Consider the following 21,092-nt stretch of genomic DNA (forward strand, 5'->3'; position numbering starts at 1 on the left):
CGTGCGGAGAGAGCTAAATCTCCACCACCTGTCCCGGCTGCATCGCCACGAACCGCTCTTGCGGGATCTTCGCTGCATCCAGCGCGTCCACCAGCGCCTTGGCCGGCGCATCGATCGCTTCGTCCGTCAGCTGGAACGTGCCGTGGTGATGCCCGAGCGCGGCCTCGGCGCCGCAATCGGCCAGCGCCTTCACGGCGTCCTCCGGATTCATGTGCTGGTCGCGCATGAACCAGCGCGGCTCGTAGGCGCCGATGGGAAGGATGGCGAGGCGCAGCTTGCCGTGCTTCTCGGCGACGCGGCGAAAATGCCGGCCGTCGCCGTAGCCGGAATCGCAGACGACGTAGATTTTCCCGGCCGGCGTCTCCAGGACGAAACTCGCCCATAGCGCCTTGTTGCGATCGAACATGCCGCGCGCCGTCCAGTGCCGGGTCGGCACCAGATGCGCGGCGATGCCGCCACCGAGCTCGACGCGATCATGCCAGTCGAACGCTTCGACCTTGATGCTCGGATCCCAGCTGCGCATCGTGACGTCGTTGCCGAGCGGAGTGACCACGCGCGGGGCAAAATTCTTGGTGAGCCGCGACAGCGTGGCGATGTCGAGATGATCGTAATGGCCATGCGAGACCAGCACGACGTCGATCTTCGGCAGCTTCTCGAAGGCGATGCCGGGATCGTTGTGCCGCTTCGGCCCGGCCCAGGCGACCGGCGAAACCCGCATCGACCAGACCGGATCGACCAGGATGTTGAGGCCGCCGGCCTGGATCAGCCAGCTGGCATGGCCGACGAAGGAGAGCCGCACCTTGTCGCCGTCGACCCGCTCCGGCGGGGTGTCGGCATGAGGGCTGGGGGCCCAATCCGGCCATGTCGCGCGCCGCCGCTTGCCGCCCAACTGCCAGCGCAGCACCTCACGCAGCGATTTCGGCGGCGCTCCGTCCGGATCGAAAAAGGTGAGGCCGTCGAAATGATCGGAGACCGGGCCGTCATAGGTTTTCATACGGGACATCCAGAGGGAGGGAACACCGACCAGGACGCCGGCCCCGGCAAGCACTCCGAACAGACGGCGGCGGGTGATCGACACGGGGTTTTCAGCGGTGGTAACGGGGGCAGGTCATCAATTGTATATGGGCGGACCCCGGCGAAAAGGAACCGGCAGCCAAAAAGGCCCTCTTTTCAGGATCTTGCCCTGGCAAAGCCGACCCGGCACCCTAACTTTCCTTGACTTTTGAGCGGCAGCGGCGTTTAACCCCGCCACTTTCTCGGAAAGGCTTTCTTTTCGACCCGCCGACCGGCCCTTGAGGCCGGAGGTCAACGCCCGACAGCGCTGTGCGCCCTCGGGCGCAAAGGTGTTTGGAAGATCGTTTGGCCAAGGAAGCGGTCATCCCCCGCGAAGGCGGGGGATCCAGTATTCCAGAGGCGGCTCGGGTAGAACCGGACAGCCACGGCGTACTGGATGCCCCGCCTTCGCGGGGCATGACAGCGGTGAACGCGGCAACCCCTGCGCGAGCAGGACAAGGGACAACGGCATTGTTCGACAATCTGTCGGAACGGCTTGGCGGAATTCTCGATCGTCTGACGGGGCGCGGTGCGCTGACCGAAAAGGACGTCGACGCCGCGATGCGCGAGGTGCGCCGCGCGCTGCTGGAGGCCGACGTCGCGCTGGAGGTGGTGCGCAGCTTCACCGAGCGCGTCCGCGAGCAGGCGATCGGCGCCACCGTCGTCAAGTCGGTGACCCCCGGCCAGATGGTGGTCAAGATCGTCCATGACGAGCTGGTCAATACGCTGGGCAGCGAAGGCCAGACCATCGACGTCAATTCCGTGCCGCCGGTGCCGATCATGATGGTCGGCCTGCAAGGCTCGGGTAAGACGACGACCACCGCAAAGCTCGCCCGCCGCCTAGTCCAGCGCGACAAGCGCAAGGTGCTGATGGCTTCGCTCGACGTCTACCGTCCGGCGGCGATGGAGCAGCTTGCCGTGCTCGGCCGCGATCTCGACATTCCGACCCTGCCGATCGTGGCGGGGCAACAGCCGCCGCAGATCGCGAAGCGTGCGCTGGAAGCCGGCAAGCTCGGCGGCTATGACGTCGTGCTGCTCGACACCGCCGGCCGCACCACGCTCGACGAAGAGATGATGGCGGAAGCGGCCGCGATCAAAGCCGCGGCGAACCCGCACGAAGTGCTGCTGGTCGCCGATTCTCTCACCGGCCAGGACGCCGTGAATCTGGCGCGCGCGTTCGACCAGCGCGTCGGCCTTACCGGCATCGTGCTGACCCGTGTGGACGGCGACGGCCGCGGCGGCGCCGCGCTGTCGATGCGCGCGGTCACCGGCAAGCCGATCAAGCTGCTCGGCACCGGCGAAAAGACCGATGCGCTGGAAGATTTCCACCCCGATCGTATCGCCGGCCGCATCCTCGGCATGGGCGACGTGGTCTCGCTGGTCGAGCGCGCCGCCGCCAACATCGACGCCGAGAAGGCCGCGCGCACCGCCGAGCGCATGCGCAAGGGTCAGTTCGACCTCAACGACATGCGCGAGCAGCTGCTGCAGATGGCCAACATGGGCGGCATCAGCGGCCTGATGGGCATGATGCCCGGCATCTCCAAGATGAAGAACCAGATCGCGGCCGCCGGCATCGACGACAAGATTTTGAAGCGCCAGGTCGCCATCATCGATTCCATGACGCGCGACGAGCGCCGTCATCCCGACCTGCTCAAGGCCAGCCGCAAGAAGCGCATCGCCGCCGGCAGCGGCCAGAGCGTCGAGCAAGTGAACAAGCTGCTCAAGATGCACCGGAACATGGCCGACGTGATGAAGGCCATGGGCTCGGGCAAGCGCGGCCCGCTAGCCGGCATCGCGCAGGCGATGGGCTTTGGCGGCGGCATGAAGATGCCGTCTCCGGAAGAGATGAAGGCGCTGCAGGAGAAGATGCAGAGCGGCGGCGGCCAAGGCCTGCCCAGCCTGCCGAAGGATCTGCCGCCCGGTCTTCGCTCAGGCCTACCGAATGTGCCGGGGCTTACCGGCCTCAGCGGCAAGCCGACCCTTCCGGGGCTCGGCGGTTTTCCCGGCAAGAAGAAATGACGAATTCGTCGCACGGGTCGCAAGTGTCCCGCGTGACGCGAAAATACCGATCAACCGAACAAACCGTACTTTGAAGGAGAACTGAATGTCCGTCGTTATCCGCCTCGCCCGCGCAGGCACCAAGAAGCGTCCCGTCTATCACGTCGTCGTCGCCGACTCCCGCTTTCCGCGCGATGGCCGCTTCATCGAGCGTCTCGGCTATTTCAACCCGCTGCTGCCGAAGGACAACGAGGCGCGCCTCAAGCTCGACCTGGACAAGGTGAAGGCCTGGGTCGCCAAGGGCGCGCAGCCGTCCGACCGCGTGATGCGCTTCCTCGACGCCGCCGGCGTTGCCAAGCGCGAGGCACGCAACAACCCGCAGAAGGCCGTGCCGCGCAAGGAGCGCAAGGCGCAGGCCGAAGCCGCCGCCAAGGGCTAAGGCCGGATCATGTCGGCGCTGGTCTGCGTCGCGCGGATCGGCGCCGCGCATGGTGTGCGCGGTGCGGTCAAATTGTGGACCTTCACCGAAGATCCTTTCGCCGTGAAGCGCTACGGTCCGCTGCTGTCCAAGGACGGCAAGCGCCAGTTCGAAGTCGCACAGGCGCGCGAGGCGAAGGACCATCTGGTCGCGACGTTCAAGGGCGTCACGACCCGCGATGAGGCCGAGCGCCTCAACGGCATCGAGCTCTACGTCGCGCGCGACAAGCTGCCCGCGACGGACGAGGACGAATATTACCACACCGACCTGATCGGGCTCGCCGCCGTCACCACAGACGGCGATGCGCTCGGCCGCGTGCTCGCAATCCACAATTTCGGCGCCGGCGACATTATCGAGATCGCGCCTCTCAAAGGCCCGACGCTGCTGCTGCCGTTCTCCAACGCGGTGGTGCCGGAGGTCGACCTCAAAGGCGGCCGCGTGGTGATTTCGCTGCCTGCGGAGATCGAAGACGAAGACAAGGACAACGATCCCTCCGCGAGTCGTCCCCGCGAACGCGGGGACCCATAACCACAGGCCGAGTTTTTTCGCTAAGCTGATCGCTCCAGCCGTCGCAAAACCGGCCGCGGTGGTTATGGATCCCGGATCAGCGCTCGCTAAGGCTCGCTTGTCCGGGACGACGAGAACTGAGATCCGATGATCGATCCCTCACCCTGGCGCGCGACGGTGCTGACGCTGTTTCCGGAGATGTTTCCGGGACCGCTCGGCGTGAGCCTCGCCGGGCGGGCGCTGGCCACCGGGATCTGGCAGCTTGAGGCGCGCGACATCAGGGCGTCCGCCACCGACCGCCACCGCAGCGTCGATGACACCCCGGCCGGCGGCGGCCCCGGCATGGTGCTGCGCGCGGACGTGCTGGCGGCGGCCATCGATGCGGCGGAGACAGGACCGGAGCGGCCACGCCTGCTCATGAGCCCGAGGGGTCGGCCATTGACCCAGGCCCGCGTCCGGGAGCTCGCCCGGGGGCCCGGCCCGCTGATCGTCTGCGGGCGCTTCGAGGGGGTGGACCAGCGAGTGATCGACGGACGGGGCCTCGAGGAGGTCTCGATCGGCGATTACGTGCTGTCCGGGGGCGAAATCGCAGCTTTGGCCCTGATCGACGCCTGCGTGCGGCTGTTGCCGGGAGTGATGGGCAAGGAAGCCTCGGGAACCGAGGAAAGCTTTTCCGAGGGCCTTCTGGAATACCCCCAATACACCCGCCCGCAGCTATTCGAGGGGGTTCCGATCCCTGAGATCCTGACCTCCGGCGACCATGCCAAGGTGGCAGCCTGGCGGCGGGCGCAATCCGAGGCCCTCACCGAGGCCCGGCGGCCGGATTTATGGGCCCAGATCCCGCCAAAGCCGACGAATCGAGCCGGACGCCAAAAAACGCCAAAAAACAAGACAGACGGGTGACAAACGCTCCGGCTTGCCTTATAGGAGCGGCCAAATCCGCAATGGCTGGATAGACGAATTTTGCGCAGCCCCCCGTTTCCAGGGCTGGGCGCGCCGATGGAGATTTACCCATGAACCTGATCAAGCAGCTCGAGCAAGAGCAATTCGACAAGCTGTCCGCCGGCAAGGACATTCCGGAATTCGGTCCCGGCGACACCGTGATCGTCAACGTGAAGGTCGTCGAAGGCGACCGCACCCGCGTGCAGGCCTATGAAGGCGTCTGCATCGGCCGTTCCGGCGGTGGCCTCAACGAGAGCTTCACCGTGCGCAAGATCTCCTATGGCGAGGGCGTGGAGCGCGTGTTCCCGGTGATGTCGCCGATGATCGACTCGATCAAGGTGGTGCGCCGCGGCAAGGTGCGTCGCGCCAAGCTCTATTACCTCCGCAACCTGCGCGGCAAGTCGGCCCGCATCGTCGAGAAGCAGGACCGCCAGGCGGCCGTCGGCGAGTAAGCTCAGCGACCAGGCAAGTTTCGAAAAGCGCGGGGCACGGCTCCGCGCTTTTTTGTTTGGCCTCATGCCGCGCATGCGGTGCCGCCCCTCACCCTGAGGAGCGCGGAACGCGCGTCTCGAAGGGCGAGGCCGCAGACCGGGCCTTCATCCTTCGAGACGCGCGCAAGAGCGCGCTCCTCAGGATGAGGGTCATGCCCTGATCGCGCATTGAAACCACTCGCGATTTCAATTCGGCCTGCTATATATTCTTGGAATGTTTCCAGATCCGACCAGCCCCTCGTCCGTCCAGCGCATCGTCATCGACGATCGCTCGCGGCTGCCTGGCCGGTTCTTCGGCCGCTTCGCGACCTCGGCAACGTCTGAGCTTATTCGCGCAGCCTGAGAGGCTGCGCTGACGATCTTGTTGCCCGCGCGCACGCGCACATCCGCTACCAACATTCTTCGGAGCTGACGCTCATGTCCAAGCCGACCACATTGTACGACAAGATCTGGAACGACCATCTGGTGCACGAAGCCGAGGACGGCACCTGCCTGCTCTATATCGACCGCCACCTGGTGCACGAGGTGACCTCGCCGCAGGCGTTCGAGGGCCTGCGCGCGACGGGGCGCAAGGTTCACGCGCCGGAGAAGACGCTCGCCGTCGTCGACCACAACGTGCCGACCACCGATCGCACCAAGCCCAATCCCGATCCGGAGAGCATCGAGCAGATCAAGGCGCTGGCCGAGAACGCCAAGGAATTCGGCATCGAATATTACAACGAGTTCGACAAGCGCCAGGGCATCGTCCACGTCATCGGCCCCGAGCAGGGCTTCACCCTGCCCGGCACCACCATCGTCTGCGGTGACAGCCACACCTCGACGCATGGCGCCTTTGGCGCGCTCGCGCACGGCATCGGCACGAGCGAAGTCGAGCACGTGCTGGCGACGCAGACGCTGATCCAGAAGAAGGCGAAGAACATGCGCGTCACCGTCGACGGCAAATTGCCGGACGGCGTGACGGGCAAGGACATCATCCTGGCCATCATCGGCGAGATCGGCACCGCCGGCGGCACCGGCTACGTGCTGGAATATGCCGGCGAAGCGATCCGTGCGCTCAGCATGGAAGGCCGCATGACGGTCTGCAACATGTCGATCGAAGGCGGCGCCCGCGCCGGTCTCGTTGCGCCCGACCAGAAGGCGTTCGACTTCCTGCGCGGCCGCCCAAAGGCACCGAAGGGTGCGGACTGGGATGCGGCCATGCGCTATTGGGAGAAACTGCGCTCCGACGACGGCGCGCATTTCGACCACGAGCTGCGCCTCGATGCTGCAAAACTGCCGCCGATCGTGACCTGGGGCACCAGCCCCGAGGACGTCATCTCGGTGACCGGCATCGTGCCCGATCCCGACAAGATCGCCGACGAAGCCAAACGCATCTCCAAGCATCGCGCGCTGAAGTACATGGGCCTGGCCGCAGGCACCAAGATCACCGACATCAAGCTCGATCGCGTCTTCATCGGCTCCTGCACCAACGGCCGCATCGAAGATTTGCGCGCGGCGGCGAAGATCGCGGAAGGCAAGACCGTTTCAGCAAACGTCAACGCCATGGTCGTGCCGGGCTCCGGGATCGTGAAGGAGCAGGCCGAAGCCGAGGGTCTCGACAAGATCTTCATCAAGGCCGGTTTCGAATGGCGCGAGCCGGGCTGCTCGATGTGCCTTGCGATGAACCCGGACAAGCTGGCTCCGGAAGAGCGCTGCGCCTCGACCTCGAACCGCAACTTCGAGGGACGCCAGGGTTTCAAGGGCCGCACCCACCTCGTCTCGCCGGCGATGGCGGCGGCGGCGGCGATCGCCGGTCACTTCGTCGATGTCAGGGACTGGCGCTAAGCCACTGCCTGCAATTGTAGCGATCGCGGCAAACCGCCGTTAATCGATCGCCTGACACTCTCGTCCTCGCGATGATTTCGCGAGGACGCGCGCCATGGCCAACAAGCCTGAATATGTCGACCTGATCAGCGAGGCCACGCGCCAGCGCCGCCGGCGCGCCGCGCCCTTGCGCATCGTCGCCAAGCCGGAGGTCGAGGAGACCTCGAAGCTCAGCCGCTGGCCGCCGGCGATGTTCAAGCAGTGGAAGCTGGACAATCTGATGCGGTGGAAAGCTTCGTCGTGGAAGCTGAAGGACTGGCTGTAGGCAGCCTCCCCGTCATGCCCGGGCTCGTCCCGGGCATCCACGATCTTCATGCGCGCGCCACGAACGTGGATGGCCGGGACAAGCCCGGCCATGACGAATGCGGAGCCGGCAATTCACTCACATCACCAATACCGGTACGGATAGTGCCAGCGATGCCAGCGGCAGATGCGGCGCGGGCCGTCATAGGTCCAGATGATCCGGCAGCGGCGCGGATGATGGTAATAGGGATAATAGCCGCCGACATAATAGCGCCGGTGGAAGTGGCGATGGCCGTAGTGCGGCCGATAGATCCCGTAGCGATGAAATCCGCCATAGCGGTGAACGCCGCCATAGCGATAGCCGCCGCCGTGGAAGGCCGGCGCGGCGCGGAAGCCGCCGATGCGAGCGCCATGAAAATGTCCGCCACCGCCGCGGAAACCGCCGATATGTGCGCCGCCACCGCGGAAGCCACCGCCGCCGTGAAAATGTCCGCCTCCGCCGTGTCCGCCGCCGTGGCGAACCTGCGTGACGAGGTCATCGGTCGCCGCCTTGGTCACGGGTGACGTCGACGGATTGATCAAGGTCAGCGCTTCAGCCCGACGCGCGGTCCCCGCCGACAGCATCAGCGTCGCGGCGGCCGCAATCCCGAGCAGGCGCATCGGGCCTGCCCTGAGACCTCTTCTCCTCAGCATGGAATCCTCCCTGAATCCGGACAGCGGAGTTGCGATGCTCGTTCCCGGCCCGCGTCGTCCCTGTTCAATTGCAGTCGCTCCCGGGGTTAAATTGCGGACAGCGATCTGAACGCGCCATGAATGAACGAAGCCGGGCTCCGCGCTGCGGCGCCGCGCCACTCCGAAAGGAAGCTTGGAGATGACTGTCTACGCGATCGCGCAGTTGAAGATGACGGAGCGCGCGGCCTATGACCGCTACCAGGCGCGGTTCTTCGATGTGTTCAGGAAGTTCGATGGACGGCTGCTCGCCGCCGATGAGCGCCCGCGCGTGCTCGAAGGGGCCTGGCCGCACGACAAGCTTGTCATGATGTCGTTTCCCGACGAGGCCGCCTTCCTCGCCTTCTCGAGCTCACCCGAGTACGAGGAGATCTCGCGCGACCGCAAGGCCGGCGCGCAGGCGACCGTGCTGCTGGTGAAGGGATTTGCCGGCTAGCGGCTCACCAGAACGGCCCGTAGCCGAACACGAAGGGGGCGGGCACGCCGTAGGGATAGGGACGGTAATGGACGGGCCGCGCGTAATAGCGGGGATCACGGCGAAGGGCAGGCCGCACGACGTAGGTTCGCGCGGGTCGCCGCACATCGAACACCGCGATCCCGGCCGAGGCCTCCGGGATCGCCACCCCTGGCGTCGCGGACGCGCGCGGCACGCTGGCGGCAAGCGCGGCGACAATCACCAATAAAACCCGTCTCGCCATTGCTATCCCACCGGGCTCCCGCGCCGGCTCAGCCGCGGCGCCAGTAGCAGCTCACACGCGGCACGATCACCGTGCCGCTCGGCCGAAATTCCTGCACATAGGTCGCGTTGCAGACGCGGACCGCATCGGGACCGGGATTGTAGCGCGGATAGACGCCGTCGGGCGCGTAATAGGGCGTGACGCGCAGGCGCGCGGGCGGGCGCTTGCGCGGCGGCGGGATGTCGTCCGGCGCGACCACCTGCGCCAGCCTGACACCGGGGGCCGCCGTCTGCGCTTCCGCGCCAACGCAAAACTGCGAAAACAACCCCATGCACAGTAGCGTCAGCGCTGTTTTTGCTCGCATTTTTTCGCCCACCTGAACCGTCTTGGTCGAGCCCCACGCTCCCCGTTTTGGCGGCGCCCGTCAACCTCGCCACGCTTATAAAGCGGGATGCATCGCCAAGGAACCCGCGCTGGAGCCCGTTTCAATGGAATTGAAACGGGCTCCAGATTCTTGGTTTGACGCGTTTTCTTCACGCGAACCGGTATCCACTTCGCTCGAAAACGCTTTAGAACAACCCCATGTGGACGGAATTGAAAGCGCCCTCGCTGGCCGAGATGGAAGCGACGGCGCACGAGATCTTCGAGGGCCTGCCGGCGGAGTTTCGCGCCCTGTGCGAAGGCGTGATCATCCGCGTCGACGACTTCCCGACCGAGGAGGTCCTGGACGAGATGGACTGCGAGAGCGAGTTCGACCTGCTCGGCCTGTTCCAGGGCGTCGGCCTGCCGCAGCAGAGCCTCGGCGACGTGGCGCGGCTGCCCAACATGGTCTGGCTCTACCGCCGGCCGATCCTGGACTATTGGGCCGAGCACGACGAAAGCCTCGGCCACATCGTCCGCCACGTCCTGATCCACGAGATCGGCCACCATTTTGGCCTCTCGGACGACGATATGGCAGCGATCGAGGCGCGGGCGGAGTAGGAAGCGTCGAGGGAGGTGCGCTCCCTCCCCCGCTTGCGGGAGAGGGTTGGGGAGAGGGTGTCGCCGCAACGGGACCGTCCCCTAGAGGAGAGAGCCCTCACCCCAGCCCTCTCCCGCAAGCGGGAGAGGGAGCGCAACTCCTCCGCGGCTTGATCCCGCCAGGCAGGCTAGCCCTGCCCAATTCGGCCTAGGATTTCCGCGCCAACCGCGATAAATACGCCTTCCCTGAACACCTGCGGGAAAGCGCAACCATGGACAAGTTCACCACGCTGGAAGGCGTCGCGGCGCCGCTGAAGATCATCAATGTCGACACCGACATGATCATTCCGAAGCAGTACCTCAAGACCATCAAGCGCACCGGCCTTGGCAAGGGGCTCTTCTCCGAGCAGCGCTACAAGGACGACGGCAGCGAGAACCCGGATTTCGTGCTCAACCAGCCCGCCTATCGCAACGCGAAGGTGCTGGTCGCCGGCGACAATTTCGGCTGCGGCTCGAGCCGCGAGCACGCGCCCTGGGCGCTGCTCGACTTCGGCATCCGCTGCGTGATCTCGACCTCGTTCGGCGACATCTTCTACAACAACTGCTTCAAGAACGGCATCCTGCCGATCCGCGTCAGCCAGGAAGACCTCGACAAGCTGTTCGACGATGCCGAGCGCGGCGCCAACGCGACGCTGACGATCGACCTGCCGAACCAGGAAATCCGCGGCCCCGACGGCGGCAAGGTCAAGTTCGAGATCGACCCGTTCCGCAAGCACTGCCTGATCAACGGCCTCGACGACATCGGCCTCACCATGGAGAAGAAGGCCTCGATCGACAGCTACGAGGACAAGCTCAAGCGCGAACGCGCCTGGGCCTGATTGCCGATTTTGGTTCGAGCCCCGGTGCCGTCCGCGCCGGGGCTATTTCTTTGCCCTCGTCATCCCGTATAGCTTTTGCGCATGCTCCCCGAGATCGTCACCTTCTGGCACGGCCCGATGGATGCGCTGCGCCAGACCTGTCTGCGTTCGCAGTTAGCTGCCGGCCACAGGGTCACGGTCTATAGCTTCGACACCATTCCCGGCCTTCCCGCCGGAATCGCCAACGCGGACGCCGAGGCGATCCTGCCGCACGCATTCTCCGAACGCTTGCGGCCGCCGCAGCCGGACGGCAGCTGGCGCGACTGGACGACACTGCAGTTCAGCGACTTCTTCCGCATGAAGCTGATGGCGAAGAATCTCGGCCTCTGGCTCGATGCCGACGTGCTGCTGCTCAAACCGGTCGAGATCGATCCGGCAAAGCCCTACTTCGCCTGGGAGCGGCCGCGCCAGCTCGGCAATTCCGTGATCTATCTGCCGCCCGGGCACGGCATCGTCGCCGCCTTCGAGGAGCTGATGGAGCAGGAGGAGCTGACACCCAACTGGCTGTCGCTGCGCCACCGCGTCACCTTCATGATGCGCCGCCTGCGCGGCGGCTCGAACCGTCTTGCGGACATCCGCGTCGCGATCTACGGACCCGCCGCGCTGACCGCGCTGGCGCGCCGCACCGGCGAGCTCGGATGCGCGCTGCCGAAGCAATCGTTCTACGCCGTGCATGCCGAGCCGAAACTGTTCTTCGACCCCTCGAGCTATCTCGGCCTCGTCACCAACCCGGAGATCATCGGCCTGCACATCTCGCCCAAGGGCCGTGGCGGCGAAAAGCCGATTCCGGGCAGCCTCTATGCCTGGGCGACGGAGCGGTTTGTGTAGCTGCCGCGCTGGAGGTGCGCTCCCTCTCCCGCTTGCGGGAGAGGGTTGGGGAGGGGTGTTTCCGCAATGGGACAATCCCCAAGAGGAGAAAACCCTCACCCGACGCGCCGGACGATGCTTCGCATCGCCCGCGACGCGTCGACCTCTCCCGCAAGCGGGAGAGGTGCAGCGGAGGCCGCTTTTCAGCATTCCCAATTTGATCCAGCGCAACGCGCCGCTGCAACATTGTGCTTAATTCGCTCCAATTCCGCCGTCCGAAGGGAGCTTTCCATGAGCACCGCAAGCAGGCCTTATCCCGTCGTCCAGGACCTCATCGAGTCCTTTGCCGACTGGCTGAAGCACCGCCGCGAGATCAACGAGATGCGTCAGCTCGATCGCGCCGATTTCGACCGGATCGCGAACGACCTGAGGATCGCGCCAGACGATCTGGAGGAGCTGGTCCGCCACGGCCAGCATTCAGCCGACGAGCTGCCCAAAATGCTGGAGCAGCTCGGCATCAGCGCCGAAGGCCTCGGCCGCGCGCAGCCGCTGCTGCTCCGCGACCTCGAGCGGGTTTGCTCGCTGTGCAACCACAAGGGACAATGCGACCGCGATCTCGCCGACGGCACCGCCGCGGAGAATTACCACGGCTATTGCGCCAATGCCTCGACCCTGGAGTCGCTCGACCGCACCGACGTCGCGCCGCGCTGAGGCGCGACTCGTAGGAAATTATTTGCCGGCCACGAAATAGAAGTCCTGCCGGCCGGAGATCGAGCCGTAGCTGAACGGCTTTTGCCTGCGGCCGGTTGCCTCCATGACGTCGTCGCGAACGAAGTCGAACAGCCTGCGGACTTCAAGGCCCGGCGTCGGAACATTCTTGACGAAGGCGGTTGCGAACGGACTGTTGCTCCCATCACCGTCGAGCGCGGTCTCGCCATCCTTGGCGGCATAGACCACCAGCGTACCCGCCTCCGGCTCGACAGCGGCCAGACCTCGCGACACCGAACGCGACGCCACCGTCATCGTGCGCTTCATCTGGGCTGCGAACGGGTTATCCCGGCAAGCATCGAGGATGACGAGGCGCAGCTTCCTGGCGCGCTCCGCAGCATTGAGAACCTGATCGACCGGCACGGCTTCAAACGCGATCTCGCGATCCGCGGCGATCTTCGCATCCGTCGGGATGAGATAATTGATGCCGCCGACCTCCATGCCGTGTCCGGCATAATACACGACGGCCCAGTCCGCCGTCTCCGCACGTGCCGCGAACTCGCGCAAGGCATTCACCAAGGCATCCTTGCGCAGATCGGTCAGCAGAGTGACGGCTTCGAACCCGGTGAGCTTCAGCACGTCGGCGACGAGGCTTGCATCGCGCACGGGGTTTGGCAGGGCGGCGACGTTTTCATAGGCCGAGTTGCCGATGACGAGAGCGATGCGGCGATCAGTGTTCGCAGCCCCGGGCGCCGTGACAAGCGGAGCGACGCCGGTCTTCTCCACCAAGATCGTTGCTGGTCGCGGCGAAGGCAGGACGGCAAGCCGCTCCCGTGCCTTGTCCAAAGCCCATCTTGTGGCGGCATGGGTAAGTCCAAGCGTGGCGTTGAAGTCGGCCCTCGCCTTGGCGAAATCGCCGCGCTTCTCGTAAGCCAGTCCGCGGTTGAGATAGGCGTTCGCATGGGTGGAATCCGCGCGTATCGCTTCAGTGTAGTCCGCGATGGCGCGATCCGTCTCGCCCTTGCGGCCATAGGCGTTGCCGCGGTTGAAATACGCGTTCGCGTTGGTCGGCTGCAGGCGTACCGCTTCGGTATAATCGGCGATGGCGCGATCGGTGTTGCCCTTGTTGCTGTAGGCATTGCCCCGATTGTAATAGGCGTTCGCGTAGACCGGATCGAGCCGGATGGTCGCCGAATAGTCCGCGATCGCACGCTCCGTATCGCCCTTACTGCTGTAAGAATTGCCGCGGTTGTAATAAGCGTTTGCATGCGCAAGATCGAGCCGGATCGTCGCGGTGTAGTCGGCTATGGCGCGGTCGGCATCGCCGTTCGCGGCATAAGCATTTCCGCGATCGTAGTACGCATTCGCGTCCTTGGGATCTCGCCGTATCGCCTCGGAGGCGGCGGCAATCGCAGCGCTCGCCACGCTTTTGACGCGGTCATTGGCGGCTGCAGGCCCGGCGAGAACAAGAAGTGCAAGGCAATAGAATAGTTTGCGAAGCATATGAAAGCCCACGCGCGATATCGGGGACTGAGAGCGTTATTTAAACGACGCAAATTTATCGATGCAACCTGCCGGACTGTGTGATCTAAATCACAAGAATACAGCCGCACGTATTCGCTGACGTGACGACGCTGCCGCTGAATTCGCAGCAAAGCCGCGAGCAGCAGGCGTTCGGCCACGGACACAGAGCGGGGCGCGACGGGGACGCCTCAGCCCTTCCCCATCGCGGCGATCGCGTCCGCGATGGCAATCGTGCGCCTGGCCATGTCGGCGTGCAGGCGCTCCACCATCGCGCCATCGAGGCGGATCGCGCCGCGCGAGGCGTTCTCCGGCAGCTCGAACGCCGCGATGATTTTTCGCGCGCGCGCGACCTCCTCCTCGGGCGGAGTGAAGATCGCGTTGCAGGCGTCGATCTGCGAGGGATGGATCAGCGTCTTGCCGTCGAAGCCGAGATCGCGGCCTTGCGCGCATTCGGTGGCGAAGCCGTCGGAATTGGCGATGTCGCTGTAGGGGCCGTCGAGAATCTCGAGGCCATGGGCGCGCGTCGCCAGGATGCAATGGGTGATCATCGGAATCATCGCGGCGCGGCCGGGCAGCATCCTGATCCGCGTCTCGCGCGAGATGTCGTTGGGGCCGAACACGAAGCCGGCGAGGCGCCGCGATGGATCGCGCCCGGCCTCGGCCAGCTCCTCCGCATGCAGCACGGCGCGCGCGGTCTCGATCATGGCCCAGACCTTCACCGTGGGCGCGGCGCCGAGCTCGGTGAGGCGGAGGCCGATCGTGTCGAGATCCTCGATGCTTGAAACTTTTGGAACCAGGATGCCGTCGGGCGAGGCCTTGGCAGCCATCGCGACGTCGTCGGCCCACCAGGGCGTGTCGAGGCCGTTGGTGCGGATCAGGATCTCGCGCTTGCCAAAGCCCTTGGCTGCGATCGCGGCGGCGATGCCGTCGCGCGCCAGCGCCTTGGCGTCCGGCGCGACGGAATCTTCCAGATCCAGGATCAGGCCGTCGGCGGGGAGATTGCGCGCCTTTTCCAGCGCACGGGGATTGGAGCCGGGCATGAACAGATGGCTGCGGCGCGGGCGGGTCATGCGAGCGTTCCTTCCGGTTTCCTCGAACCTATTCTGGCCGGAGCCGATAGCACTTGGCCTGCCCATTCGAAAGGCTTGTTCGCCCCGGCGGTATATGATTAGGCATGGGCCATGATGGCATTCCCGAAGCATTTGCTGGAAGGCTACAAGGCCTTCGCCACCCAGCGGCTGCCGACAGAGCAGAGCCGCTATCGCGAGCTGTCGGTGAAGGGGCAGTTCCCGGAAGTGATGGTGATCGGCTGCTGCGACAGCCGCGTCTCGCCCGAAGTGATCTTCGACGTCGGACCGGGCGAATTGTTCGTGGTCCGCAACATCGCCAACCTGGTGCCGGTGTATCAGCCCGACGGCACCGCCCATGGCGTCTCGGCGGCGCTGGAATATGCGGTGACGGTGCTGAAGGTGAAGCACATCGTGGTGCTCGGCCACGCGCAATGCGGCGGCATCCGCGCCTTCGTCGACAAGATCGAGCCGCTGACGCCGGGCGACTTCATCGGCAAATGGATGCAGATGTTCATCAAGCCCGGCGAGGTGGTTGAGCAGCGCGACCACGAAACCATGGCGCAATTCGTCGAGCGCATCGAGAAGGCCGCAGTGTTCCGCAGCCTGGAAAACCTGATGACCTTCCCGTTCGTGCGCAAGGCCGTGGAGTCAGGCCAGATGCAGACCCACGGCGCCTATTTCGGCGTCGCGGAGGGATCGCTGTTCGTGCTGGACAAGGTCGCGAAGGAATTCAAGAAGGCGAATGGCGAGTAGCGAATGGTCCACTCGCTATTCGCCACTCACCATTCGCCGCTTACGCCGCCTGCTTCTTCGCGGTGATCAGCTTGCGGTTGATCAGGACTTCCGCGATCTGGATCGCGTTGAGGGCTGCGCCCTTGCGCAAATTGTCTGACACGCACCACAGCACGAGACCGTTCTCCACCGTGGCGTCCTCGCGGATGCGGCTGATGTAGGTCGCGTCCTCACCGGCCGCCTCATACGGCGTGGCGTAGCCGCCGGGCTCCTGCTTGTCGATGACGAGGCAGCCCGGCGAGGTGCGCAGGATATTGCGGGCTTCGTCCGCGCTGATCGGGTTCTCGAACTCGATGTTGACGGCCTCGGAATGGCCGACGAACACCGGCACGCGCACGCAGGTGGCGGTGAGCTTGATCTTGGGATCAAGAATCTTCTTGGTCTCCGCCATCATCTTCCACTCTTCCTTGGTGTAGCCGTCCTCCATGAAGACGTCGATCTGGGGAATGACGTTGAAGGCGATGCGCGCGGGAAACTTCTTATTGACGATCTCGCTGTTGGTGTAGACGGCCTTGGTCTGCGAGAACAACTCGTCCATCGCGTCCTTGCCGGCGCCCGAGACCGATTGATAGGTCGAGACCACGACGCGCTTGATACCGGCCTTGTCGTGCAGCGGCTTGAGCGCCACAACGAGCTGCGCGGTCGAGCAGTTCGGGTTGGCGATGATGTTCTTCTTCTTGAAGCCCTCGGTCGCGGCCGCATTCACCTCGGGCACGATCAGCGGCACGTCCGGATCCATGCGCCAGGCCGAGGAATTGTCGATCACGACAGCGCCGGCGGCGCCGATCTTCGGCGACCATTCCTTCGACACCGCGCCGCCCGCCGACATCAGGCAGATGTCGACGTCGGAGAAGTCGTAATGCTCGAGCGCTTTGACCTTCAGGGTGCGGTCGCCATAGGAGACCTCGACGCCCATGCTGCGGCGTGACGCCAGGGCCACAACCTCGTCCGCGGGAAATTTGCGCTCATCCAGGATGTTGAGCATTTCCCGTCCGACATTGCCGGTCGCGCCGACGACTGCGACTTTGTAACCCATCGTTCACTCTCCGGTGAAAAAGCCCGTTCCTGAAGCTGACGCTTAAACAGGAAGAGCAGCGCTTCTATGCGAGAACCGGCCTCAAGACAACGTGGGACCATGCCGGAACGCCGTGGATGCAGTCGCCCGAGGCCAGCACGGCCGCAATCTCGACCCGGACCAGTCTCCATCTGGCATTGGCGGCCTTCGCCGACGAAGTCGTCGGCACGCTGGCGAGGCTGTTCGCCTATGTGGGGACGCTCGCTTTGTTTGCCATCCTGGGCCTTGCGGCGCTGGGCCAATTACCTGATCTGCGCGACGATGAGCTGCCGCCGAAACCCACCTGGAGCGTGGCCGATCGCTCGCATCCGGCCTTCGCCCTCAGCCGGCTTGATTCGTCAGAGAAAACAGCCTCTTACATCATCCTCCGGCATCCCGAAGGCGGCCGACGCGACGTCATGCGCTGGACCGGCGAAGCGGACAAGGTGCTGGCCGAGCTCGAGATTTACCGGCAGGGCGGCGAATTCGACGTGACCCGTCCTGTAGCGATGGACCTTGCCGTCCAGATGGGCCTGAACGCGGCGACCCCGCTCGAGCAGGCCGGCCTGATCGAGACCAAATTCGGCCCCGTGGCGCTGTTCCGGCCGGTCGCCGCAGCGGAGGGCGCGCGGGCCTGCCTCGGCTACCTCAAGCGCAGCGAGGAGCCCGCCTTGCAGATCTCCGGCTTCTCCTGCCAGGGCGACACCCTGCCCGCCCAGCGCGCGGCCATCGCCTGCACGCTGAACCGGCTGACGCTCTTGACCTCCGGCAACGAGCCGAAGCTGGCGGGCCTGTTCGCCAAGGCCGAGCTGAAACGCCGTGCTTGCGACCTTGCCGGCTCTCAGGACTGGCTGCTGGGCGCCGCGAATGCGCAATTGCGCGGGGCGCTTTGAGCGACATCAAGCTCAAGTGGCTGGTATTGATGCAACTTTTGCCGGCGCACACGATTATTCCGCGCCGGTGTGACCCAATAGACCTAGTTGCGCCGACCCCGGCCGGGCTAGTATGGGGTGAAATCGACTGGCGGTGCGCCGCTTGAAGGGGACGTGATGAGCTCGAAATTCTCTGCCAAATTGGCGACCTTGTTTGCTGCGGGCGCCGTGATTGCCATGTCCTCTGCCGTGTTCCTGGCGACGCCGGCCTCGGCCGACAACAAGACCAAGCGCTATGACGAGCGCGGCCGGCCCTATTACGGTCCGAGCGGCCCCAACGCCGTCTACCAGCAGGGCCGCACCCGCATCTATGTCAGCAAGCGCTCCTGGCTCGACGGCGGCACCGAGGTCAACCCGGGCGACCGCAAGTTCACCGACTACGCCTTCCCGCCGGCCGTGGGCTATCCGTCCTTCGCGCGCGAGAATCTCAACCGCCCGATCGACCGCCAGCCGCTCTCGCCGCCGCAGGACGTCGGCGGCTATCCGCAGAACTTCCCGCTGTACTGAGCGGACGCAAGACTACCCGAATCAAAATGGCCGGGCTCACGCCCGGCCGTTTTCGTTTTTCTCGCACCGTCATTCCGGGATGGTCCGAAGGACCAGACCCGGAATCTAGAGATTCCGGGTTCGGCTCTTCGAGCCGCCCCGGAATGACCGCGAGTGCGTAGGGTGGGCAAAGGCGCGAAGCGCCGTGCCCACGATCTCTCTCGGTCGCAAAAGATACGTGGGCACGCTTCCGCCGTCGCTCTTCGAGCTATGGCGGACAAGTCGCTTTGCCCACCCTACGAGAGCGGTGCTTACCGCCTTACGCGTGCAGCTTCTGCAATTCCTTCAGGATCGCTTCGCCCATCTGCGTGGTGGACGCGGCCGTGGTGCCTTCCGACTTGATGTCGGCGGTGCGCAGGCCGCTGGCGAGCACCGCGGCGATCGCGGCGTCGACCTTGTCGGCGAGATCGCCCATGTCGAAGGAATAGCGCAGCGCCATGCCGAAGGACGAGATCATCGCGATCGGATTGGCGAGGCCCTTGCCGGCGATGTCGGGGGCCGAACCGTGCACGGGCTCGTACAACGCCTTGCGCTTCTTGGTCTTCACATCCACCTCGCCGAGCGAAGCCGACGGCAGCATGCCGAGCGAGCCCGTCAGCATCGCCGCGATGTCGGACAGCATGTCGCCGAACAGATTGTCGGTGACGATGACGTCGAACTGCTTCGGCCATTTCACCAGCATCATGCCGCCGGAATCGGCGAGCTGATGCTCGAGCGTGACATCAGGATATTCGCGCTTGTGGACGGCCGTCATGACCTCGTTCCAGAGCACGCCCGACTTCATGACGTTGCGCTTCTCCATCGACGTCACCTTGTTCTTGCGCTTCCTGGCAAGCTCGAAGGCGACGCGGCCGATGCGCTCGATCTCATAGGTGTCGTAGACTTGGGTATCGATGGCGCGCTTCTGGCCGTTGCCGAGATCGGTGATGGTCTTGGGCTCGCCGAAATAGACGCCGCCGGTGAGCTCGCGCACGATCATGATGTCGAGGCCCTCGACCGCCTCGCGCTTCAGGCTCGAGGCCTCGGCCAGCGCCGGATAGCACACGGCGGGACGCAGGTTCGCGAACAGAGCGAGATCCTTGCGCAGGCGCAAGAGACCGGCTTCCGGGCGCACCTCGTAGGGAACCGCATCCCATTTCGGGCCGCCGACCGCGCCGAAGATCACGGCGTCGGCGTCTTTCGCCTTGGCCATGTCGCCCTCGGAGATCGACACCTTGTGCGCGTCATAGGCGGAGCCGCCGACGAGGCCGGTGTCGGTCTCGAAGCTGGCGATTCCGGCCGAATTGAGCCAGTCGATCAGCCGCTTCACCTCGCCCATCACTTCGGGGCCGATACCGTCGCCGGGAAGCAGCAGCAGTTTGTGGGTCGCCATGGTCGTTCTTCCTCCGTTTCGTCATGGCCGGGCTTGTCCCGGCCATCCACGTCTTGCCTCGAGTGCAGAAGAACGTGGATGCCCGGCACAAGGCCGGGCATGACGGCATCTCGTGAATTTCGGCCGGAGTGCTAGAGCGGCGTTGCGCGCTTGGCAAGACACCATTGCCGGGGTGCGGCTGTGCAAGGCGGGCGGGGCCTGCCACACTGCGATACGCCGGAGTACCCCCCTTGCACGCCCCTGATCGCGCCCCGCCCTACGCGCATCCCGCGCGGCTGATCCTGACGCTGTCGCTGGCCGCCACCGTCGGGCTCGGCATCGGCCGCTTTGCCTATGCGCTGGTGCTGCCCGACATGCGGGAGGACCTCGGGTGGTCCTACTCGGCGGCCGGATTCATGAACACCATCAACGCCGTCGGCTATCTCGTGGGCGCGCTTGCAGCGTCCCGCCTGATCCAGCGGGTCGGCTGGGCGGCCGCGATCCGCGGCGGAACCCTGGCCTGCGTCGCCGCGCTCGCGACTTGCGCGCTGACGGGGAATTTCGTCGCGCTGAGCCTGGCACGCCTGGTGCTGGGCCTCGGTGCCGCGGCCGGCTTCGTCGCCGGCGGCGCGCTCGCCGCCACCATTGCCCAGTCGCAGCCCGCGCGGGCCAATTTCCTGCTCAGCCTGTTCTATGCCGGACCCGGCATCGGCATTCTGTCCTCCGGGCTGATCGCCCCGTTCACGCTGCAATATTTCGGGCCGGGCTCGTGGTGGATCGTGTGGTGGGCGCTGACGCTGCTCTCAGTCGCGATGACGATCCCGCTGTTCCTGATCCGGATCGAGAGCAATGTCCGCTTCTCGGAAGGCGGTCACGCGACGTTCGCGATCCTGCCCGTGCTGATTTACCTCGCGAGCTACTTCCTGTTCGGCGCCGGCTACATCGCCTACATGACCTTCATGATCGCCTATGTGCGCGACGGCGGCGGCGGGGCCGCGGCGCAGGCGGGATTTTGGGGCCTCATTGGTCTCAGCGCCTTCGTCACGCCCTGGGCCTGGCGCGGCGTGCTGGCGCTCGATCGCGGCGGGCTCGCCACCGCCATCATCCTCGGCACCAACGCACTCGGTGCCGCCTTGCCGATGCTCGGGCATTCGCCGGCATGGCTCGCGGTCTCGGCGATCGTGTTCGGCGTCGCCTTCTTCGCCGTGGTCGGCTCGACCACTGCCTTCGTGCGCTTCAACTATCCGCCGGAGGTGTGGCCGACCGCGATCGCGGCGATGACGATCTCGTTCGGCGTCGGCCAGACGCTGGGACCGATCGTGGTCGGCGCGATCACGGATGCGCTGGGAAGCTTGAGCTACGCGCTCAATGTCTCGGCGGGGTTGCTGGCGCTGGGCGCGGTGGCGGCGCTGTGCCAGCGGAAGGTGGGGCCGGGCTAGGTTGTCATTCC

General features: G+C 65.3%; 24 protein-coding genes. 16 read left to right on the plus strand and 8 right to left on the minus strand.

The features are described from left to right. Positions 1–13 precede the first annotated feature (13 nt). A complete protein-coding gene (locus D6B98_RS33670; protein WP_164719046.1) occupies positions 14–1,078 on the minus strand; it encodes an MBL fold metallo-hydrolase in 1,065 nt (354 codons plus the stop codon). Between the two features lie 446 nt (positions 1,079–1,524). Between D6B98_RS33670 and ffh the strand changes: the two genes are divergently transcribed. The 7 genes from ffh (at position 1,525) to D6B98_RS33705 (ending at position 7,597) form a co-directional block, all read left to right on the plus strand. After that, the gene (ffh, locus tag D6B98_RS33675; protein WP_126261318.1) at positions 1,525–3,072 is read left to right on the plus strand and encodes a signal recognition particle protein; all 1,548 of its coding nucleotides are present in this window, start codon (positions 1,525–1,527) and stop codon (positions 3,070–3,072) included. 85 nt (positions 3,073–3,157) lie between these two features. Then, positions 3,158–3,490: a 30S ribosomal protein S16 gene (rpsP, locus tag D6B98_RS33680; RefSeq protein WP_126261319.1), complete on the plus strand. Its 333-nt coding sequence runs from the start codon at positions 3,158–3,160 to the stop codon at positions 3,488–3,490. Positions 3,491–3,499: 9 nt separating this feature from the next. Continuing rightward, the gene (gene rimM / locus D6B98_RS33685; protein WP_126261320.1) at positions 3,500–4,057 is read left to right on the plus strand and encodes a ribosome maturation factor RimM; all 558 of its coding nucleotides are present in this window, start codon (positions 3,500–3,502) and stop codon (positions 4,055–4,057) included. A gap of 126 nt (positions 4,058–4,183) precedes the next feature. Then, the gene (gene trmD, locus D6B98_RS33690) at positions 4,184–4,939 is read left to right on the plus strand and encodes a tRNA (guanosine(37)-N1)-methyltransferase TrmD (protein WP_126261321.1); all 756 of its coding nucleotides are present in this window, start codon (positions 4,184–4,186) and stop codon (positions 4,937–4,939) included. Positions 4,940–5,049: 110 nt separating this feature from the next. After that, positions 5,050–5,430, plus strand: a complete 381-nt coding sequence (gene rplS / locus D6B98_RS33695; RefSeq protein ID WP_011083318.1) for a 50S ribosomal protein L19 — start codon at positions 5,050–5,052, stop codon at positions 5,428–5,430. A 456-nt stretch (positions 5,431–5,886) separates the two neighbouring features. Next, positions 5,887–7,293: a 3-isopropylmalate dehydratase large subunit gene (gene leuC, locus D6B98_RS33700; protein WP_126261322.1), complete on the plus strand. Its 1,407-nt coding sequence runs from the start codon at positions 5,887–5,889 to the stop codon at positions 7,291–7,293. Between the two features lie 94 nt (positions 7,294–7,387). After that, positions 7,388–7,597, plus strand: coding sequence for a hypothetical protein (locus tag D6B98_RS33705; RefSeq protein ID WP_126261323.1), 210 nt, complete (start codon positions 7,388–7,390; stop codon positions 7,595–7,597). 122 nt (positions 7,598–7,719) lie between these two features. Here the strand turns inward: D6B98_RS33705 and D6B98_RS33710 are convergent, their stop codons facing one another. Beyond that, positions 7,720–8,268 (minus strand): hypothetical protein, encoded by a 549-nt coding sequence (locus D6B98_RS33710; RefSeq protein WP_126261324.1) that lies wholly within the window; start codon positions 8,266–8,268, stop codon positions 7,720–7,722. A 178-nt stretch (positions 8,269–8,446) separates the two neighbouring features. On the opposite strand from D6B98_RS33710, the gene D6B98_RS33715 reads away from it, so the two are divergent. Beyond that, positions 8,447–8,740 (plus strand): DUF1330 domain-containing protein, encoded by a 294-nt coding sequence (locus tag D6B98_RS33715; protein WP_126261325.1) that lies wholly within the window; start codon positions 8,447–8,449, stop codon positions 8,738–8,740. Positions 8,741–8,744: 4 nt separating this feature from the next. Here D6B98_RS33715 and D6B98_RS33720 read toward each other — a convergent pair whose 3' ends face one another. Both D6B98_RS33720 and D6B98_RS33725 read right to left on the minus strand, forming a co-directional pair. Further along, complete coding sequence (locus tag D6B98_RS33720; RefSeq protein ID WP_126261326.1) at positions 8,745–9,002, minus strand: hypothetical protein; 258 nt, start codon at positions 9,000–9,002, stop codon at positions 8,745–8,747. Positions 9,003–9,030: 28 nt separating this feature from the next. Further along, positions 9,031–9,312, minus strand: coding sequence for a hypothetical protein (locus D6B98_RS33725; RefSeq protein WP_164719047.1), 282 nt, complete (start codon positions 9,310–9,312; stop codon positions 9,031–9,033). 251 nt (positions 9,313–9,563) lie between these two features. Here D6B98_RS33725 and D6B98_RS33730 point away from each other — a divergent pair, with 251 nt between their 5' ends. The 4 genes from D6B98_RS33730 (at position 9,564) to D6B98_RS33745 (ending at position 12,376) form a co-directional block, all read left to right on the plus strand. Continuing rightward, positions 9,564–9,962, plus strand: a complete 399-nt coding sequence (locus D6B98_RS33730) for a metallopeptidase family protein (protein ID WP_126261328.1) — start codon at positions 9,564–9,566, stop codon at positions 9,960–9,962. Positions 9,963–10,213: 251 nt separating this feature from the next. After that, positions 10,214–10,819 carry a 3-isopropylmalate dehydratase small subunit gene (gene leuD / locus D6B98_RS33735; RefSeq protein WP_027573022.1) on the plus strand — a complete coding sequence of 202 codons (606 nt, stop codon included), beginning with the start codon at positions 10,214–10,216 and terminating at the stop codon, positions 10,817–10,819. 81 nt (positions 10,820–10,900) lie between these two features. Then, on the plus strand, positions 10,901–11,686 hold the full coding sequence (locus D6B98_RS33740) for a glycosyltransferase family 32 protein (RefSeq protein ID WP_126261329.1): 786 nt from the start codon (positions 10,901–10,903) through the stop codon (positions 11,684–11,686). Positions 11,687–11,956: 270 nt separating this feature from the next. Beyond that, complete coding sequence (locus tag D6B98_RS33745) at positions 11,957–12,376, plus strand: hypothetical protein (RefSeq protein WP_126261368.1); 420 nt, start codon at positions 11,957–11,959, stop codon at positions 12,374–12,376. Between the two features lie 18 nt (positions 12,377–12,394). On the opposite strand, the gene D6B98_RS33750 is transcribed toward D6B98_RS33745, so the two are convergent. Both D6B98_RS33750 and D6B98_RS33755 read right to left on the minus strand, forming a co-directional pair. Further along, positions 12,395–13,876, minus strand: a complete 1,482-nt coding sequence (locus D6B98_RS33750; RefSeq protein ID WP_126261330.1) for a caspase family protein — start codon at positions 13,874–13,876, stop codon at positions 12,395–12,397. A gap of 209 nt (positions 13,877–14,085) precedes the next feature. Further along, the gene (locus D6B98_RS33755; protein ID WP_126261331.1) at positions 14,086–14,967 is read right to left on the minus strand and encodes an HpcH/HpaI aldolase/citrate lyase family protein; all 882 of its coding nucleotides are present in this window, start codon (positions 14,965–14,967) and stop codon (positions 14,086–14,088) included. A 111-nt stretch (positions 14,968–15,078) separates the two neighbouring features. On the opposite strand from D6B98_RS33755, the gene D6B98_RS33760 reads away from it, so the two are divergent. Continuing rightward, on the plus strand, positions 15,079–15,720 hold the full coding sequence (locus D6B98_RS33760) for a carbonic anhydrase (protein WP_126261332.1): 642 nt from the start codon (positions 15,079–15,081) through the stop codon (positions 15,718–15,720). 40 nt (positions 15,721–15,760) lie between these two features. Here the strand turns inward: D6B98_RS33760 and D6B98_RS33765 are convergent, their stop codons facing one another. Further along, the gene (locus D6B98_RS33765; RefSeq protein WP_126261333.1) at positions 15,761–16,795 is read right to left on the minus strand and encodes an aspartate-semialdehyde dehydrogenase; all 1,035 of its coding nucleotides are present in this window, start codon (positions 16,793–16,795) and stop codon (positions 15,761–15,763) included. Between the two features lie 116 nt (positions 16,796–16,911). Here D6B98_RS33765 and D6B98_RS33770 point away from each other — a divergent pair, with 116 nt between their 5' ends. Next, complete coding sequence (locus tag D6B98_RS33770; RefSeq protein WP_126261334.1) at positions 16,912–17,706, plus strand: hypothetical protein; 795 nt, start codon at positions 16,912–16,914, stop codon at positions 17,704–17,706. A gap of 156 nt (positions 17,707–17,862) precedes the next feature. Further along, positions 17,863–18,252, plus strand: coding sequence for a hypothetical protein (locus tag D6B98_RS33775; protein ID WP_126261335.1), 390 nt, complete (start codon positions 17,863–17,865; stop codon positions 18,250–18,252). A gap of 298 nt (positions 18,253–18,550) precedes the next feature. Here D6B98_RS33775 and leuB read toward each other — a convergent pair whose 3' ends face one another. Continuing rightward, positions 18,551–19,663, minus strand: coding sequence for a 3-isopropylmalate dehydrogenase (leuB, locus tag D6B98_RS33780; protein ID WP_126261336.1), 1,113 nt, complete (start codon positions 19,661–19,663; stop codon positions 18,551–18,553). 230 nt (positions 19,664–19,893) lie between these two features. Here leuB and D6B98_RS33785 point away from each other — a divergent pair, with 230 nt between their 5' ends. After that, positions 19,894–21,081, plus strand: a complete 1,188-nt coding sequence (locus D6B98_RS33785; RefSeq protein ID WP_126261337.1) for a YbfB/YjiJ family MFS transporter — start codon at positions 19,894–19,896, stop codon at positions 21,079–21,081. The last annotated feature ends 11 nt before the right edge of the window (positions 21,082–21,092 follow it).

Origin of the sequence: Bradyrhizobium sp. LVM 105, from assembly GCF_003957705.1 — a bacterium.
GTDB classification, from domain to species: Bacteria; Pseudomonadota; Alphaproteobacteria; order Rhizobiales; family Xanthobacteraceae; genus Bradyrhizobium; species Bradyrhizobium frederickii.

What these genes read in the sequence shown, in the direction of transcription:
- rpsP (WP_126261319.1), top strand. Translation starts at nt 3,158, where the DNA reads ATGTCCGTCGTTATCCGCCTCGCCCGCGCAGGCACCAAGAAGCGTCCC.
- rimM (WP_126261320.1), top strand. Translation starts at nt 3,500, where the DNA reads ATGTCGGCGCTGGTCTGCGTCGCGCGGATCGGCGCCGCGCATGGTGTG.
- trmD (WP_126261321.1), top strand. Translation starts at nt 4,184, where the DNA reads ATGATCGATCCCTCACCCTGGCGCGCGACGGTGCTGACGCTGTTTCCG.
- rplS (WP_011083318.1), top strand. Translation starts at nt 5,050, where the DNA reads ATGAACCTGATCAAGCAGCTCGAGCAAGAGCAATTCGACAAGCTGTCC.
- leuC (WP_126261322.1), top strand. Translation starts at nt 5,887, where the DNA reads ATGTCCAAGCCGACCACATTGTACGACAAGATCTGGAACGACCATCTG.
- D6B98_RS33705 (WP_126261323.1), top strand. Translation starts at nt 7,388, where the DNA reads ATGGCCAACAAGCCTGAATATGTCGACCTGATCAGCGAGGCCACGCGC.
- D6B98_RS33710 (WP_126261324.1), bottom strand. Translation starts at nt 8,268, where the DNA reads ATGCTGAGGAGAAGAGGTCTCAGGGCAGGCCCGATGCGCCTGCTCGGG.
- D6B98_RS33715 (WP_126261325.1), top strand. Translation starts at nt 8,447, where the DNA reads ATGACTGTCTACGCGATCGCGCAGTTGAAGATGACGGAGCGCGCGGCC.
- D6B98_RS33720 (WP_126261326.1), bottom strand. Translation starts at nt 9,002, where the DNA reads ATGGCGAGACGGGTTTTATTGGTGATTGTCGCCGCGCTTGCCGCCAGC.
- D6B98_RS33725 (WP_164719047.1), bottom strand. Translation starts at nt 9,312, where the DNA reads ATGGGGTTGTTTTCGCAGTTTTGCGTTGGCGCGGAAGCGCAGACGGCG.
- D6B98_RS33730 (WP_126261328.1), top strand. Translation starts at nt 9,564, where the DNA reads ATGTGGACGGAATTGAAAGCGCCCTCGCTGGCCGAGATGGAAGCGACG.
- leuD (WP_027573022.1), top strand. Translation starts at nt 10,214, where the DNA reads ATGGACAAGTTCACCACGCTGGAAGGCGTCGCGGCGCCGCTGAAGATC.
- D6B98_RS33740 (WP_126261329.1), top strand. Translation starts at nt 10,901, where the DNA reads ATGCTCCCCGAGATCGTCACCTTCTGGCACGGCCCGATGGATGCGCTG.
- D6B98_RS33745 (WP_126261368.1), top strand. Translation starts at nt 11,957, where the DNA reads ATGAGCACCGCAAGCAGGCCTTATCCCGTCGTCCAGGACCTCATCGAG.
- D6B98_RS33750 (WP_126261330.1), bottom strand. Translation starts at nt 13,876, where the DNA reads ATGCTTCGCAAACTATTCTATTGCCTTGCACTTCTTGTTCTCGCCGGG.
- D6B98_RS33755 (WP_126261331.1), bottom strand. Translation starts at nt 14,967, where the DNA reads ATGACCCGCCCGCGCCGCAGCCATCTGTTCATGCCCGGCTCCAATCCC.
- D6B98_RS33760 (WP_126261332.1), top strand. Translation starts at nt 15,079, where the DNA reads ATGATGGCATTCCCGAAGCATTTGCTGGAAGGCTACAAGGCCTTCGCC.
- D6B98_RS33765 (WP_126261333.1), bottom strand. Translation starts at nt 16,795, where the DNA reads ATGGGTTACAAAGTCGCAGTCGTCGGCGCGACCGGCAATGTCGGACGG.
- D6B98_RS33770 (WP_126261334.1), top strand. Translation starts at nt 16,912, where the DNA reads ATGCAGTCGCCCGAGGCCAGCACGGCCGCAATCTCGACCCGGACCAGT.
- D6B98_RS33775 (WP_126261335.1), top strand. Translation starts at nt 17,863, where the DNA reads ATGAGCTCGAAATTCTCTGCCAAATTGGCGACCTTGTTTGCTGCGGGC.
- leuB (WP_126261336.1), bottom strand. Translation starts at nt 19,663, where the DNA reads ATGGCGACCCACAAACTGCTGCTGCTTCCCGGCGACGGTATCGGCCCC.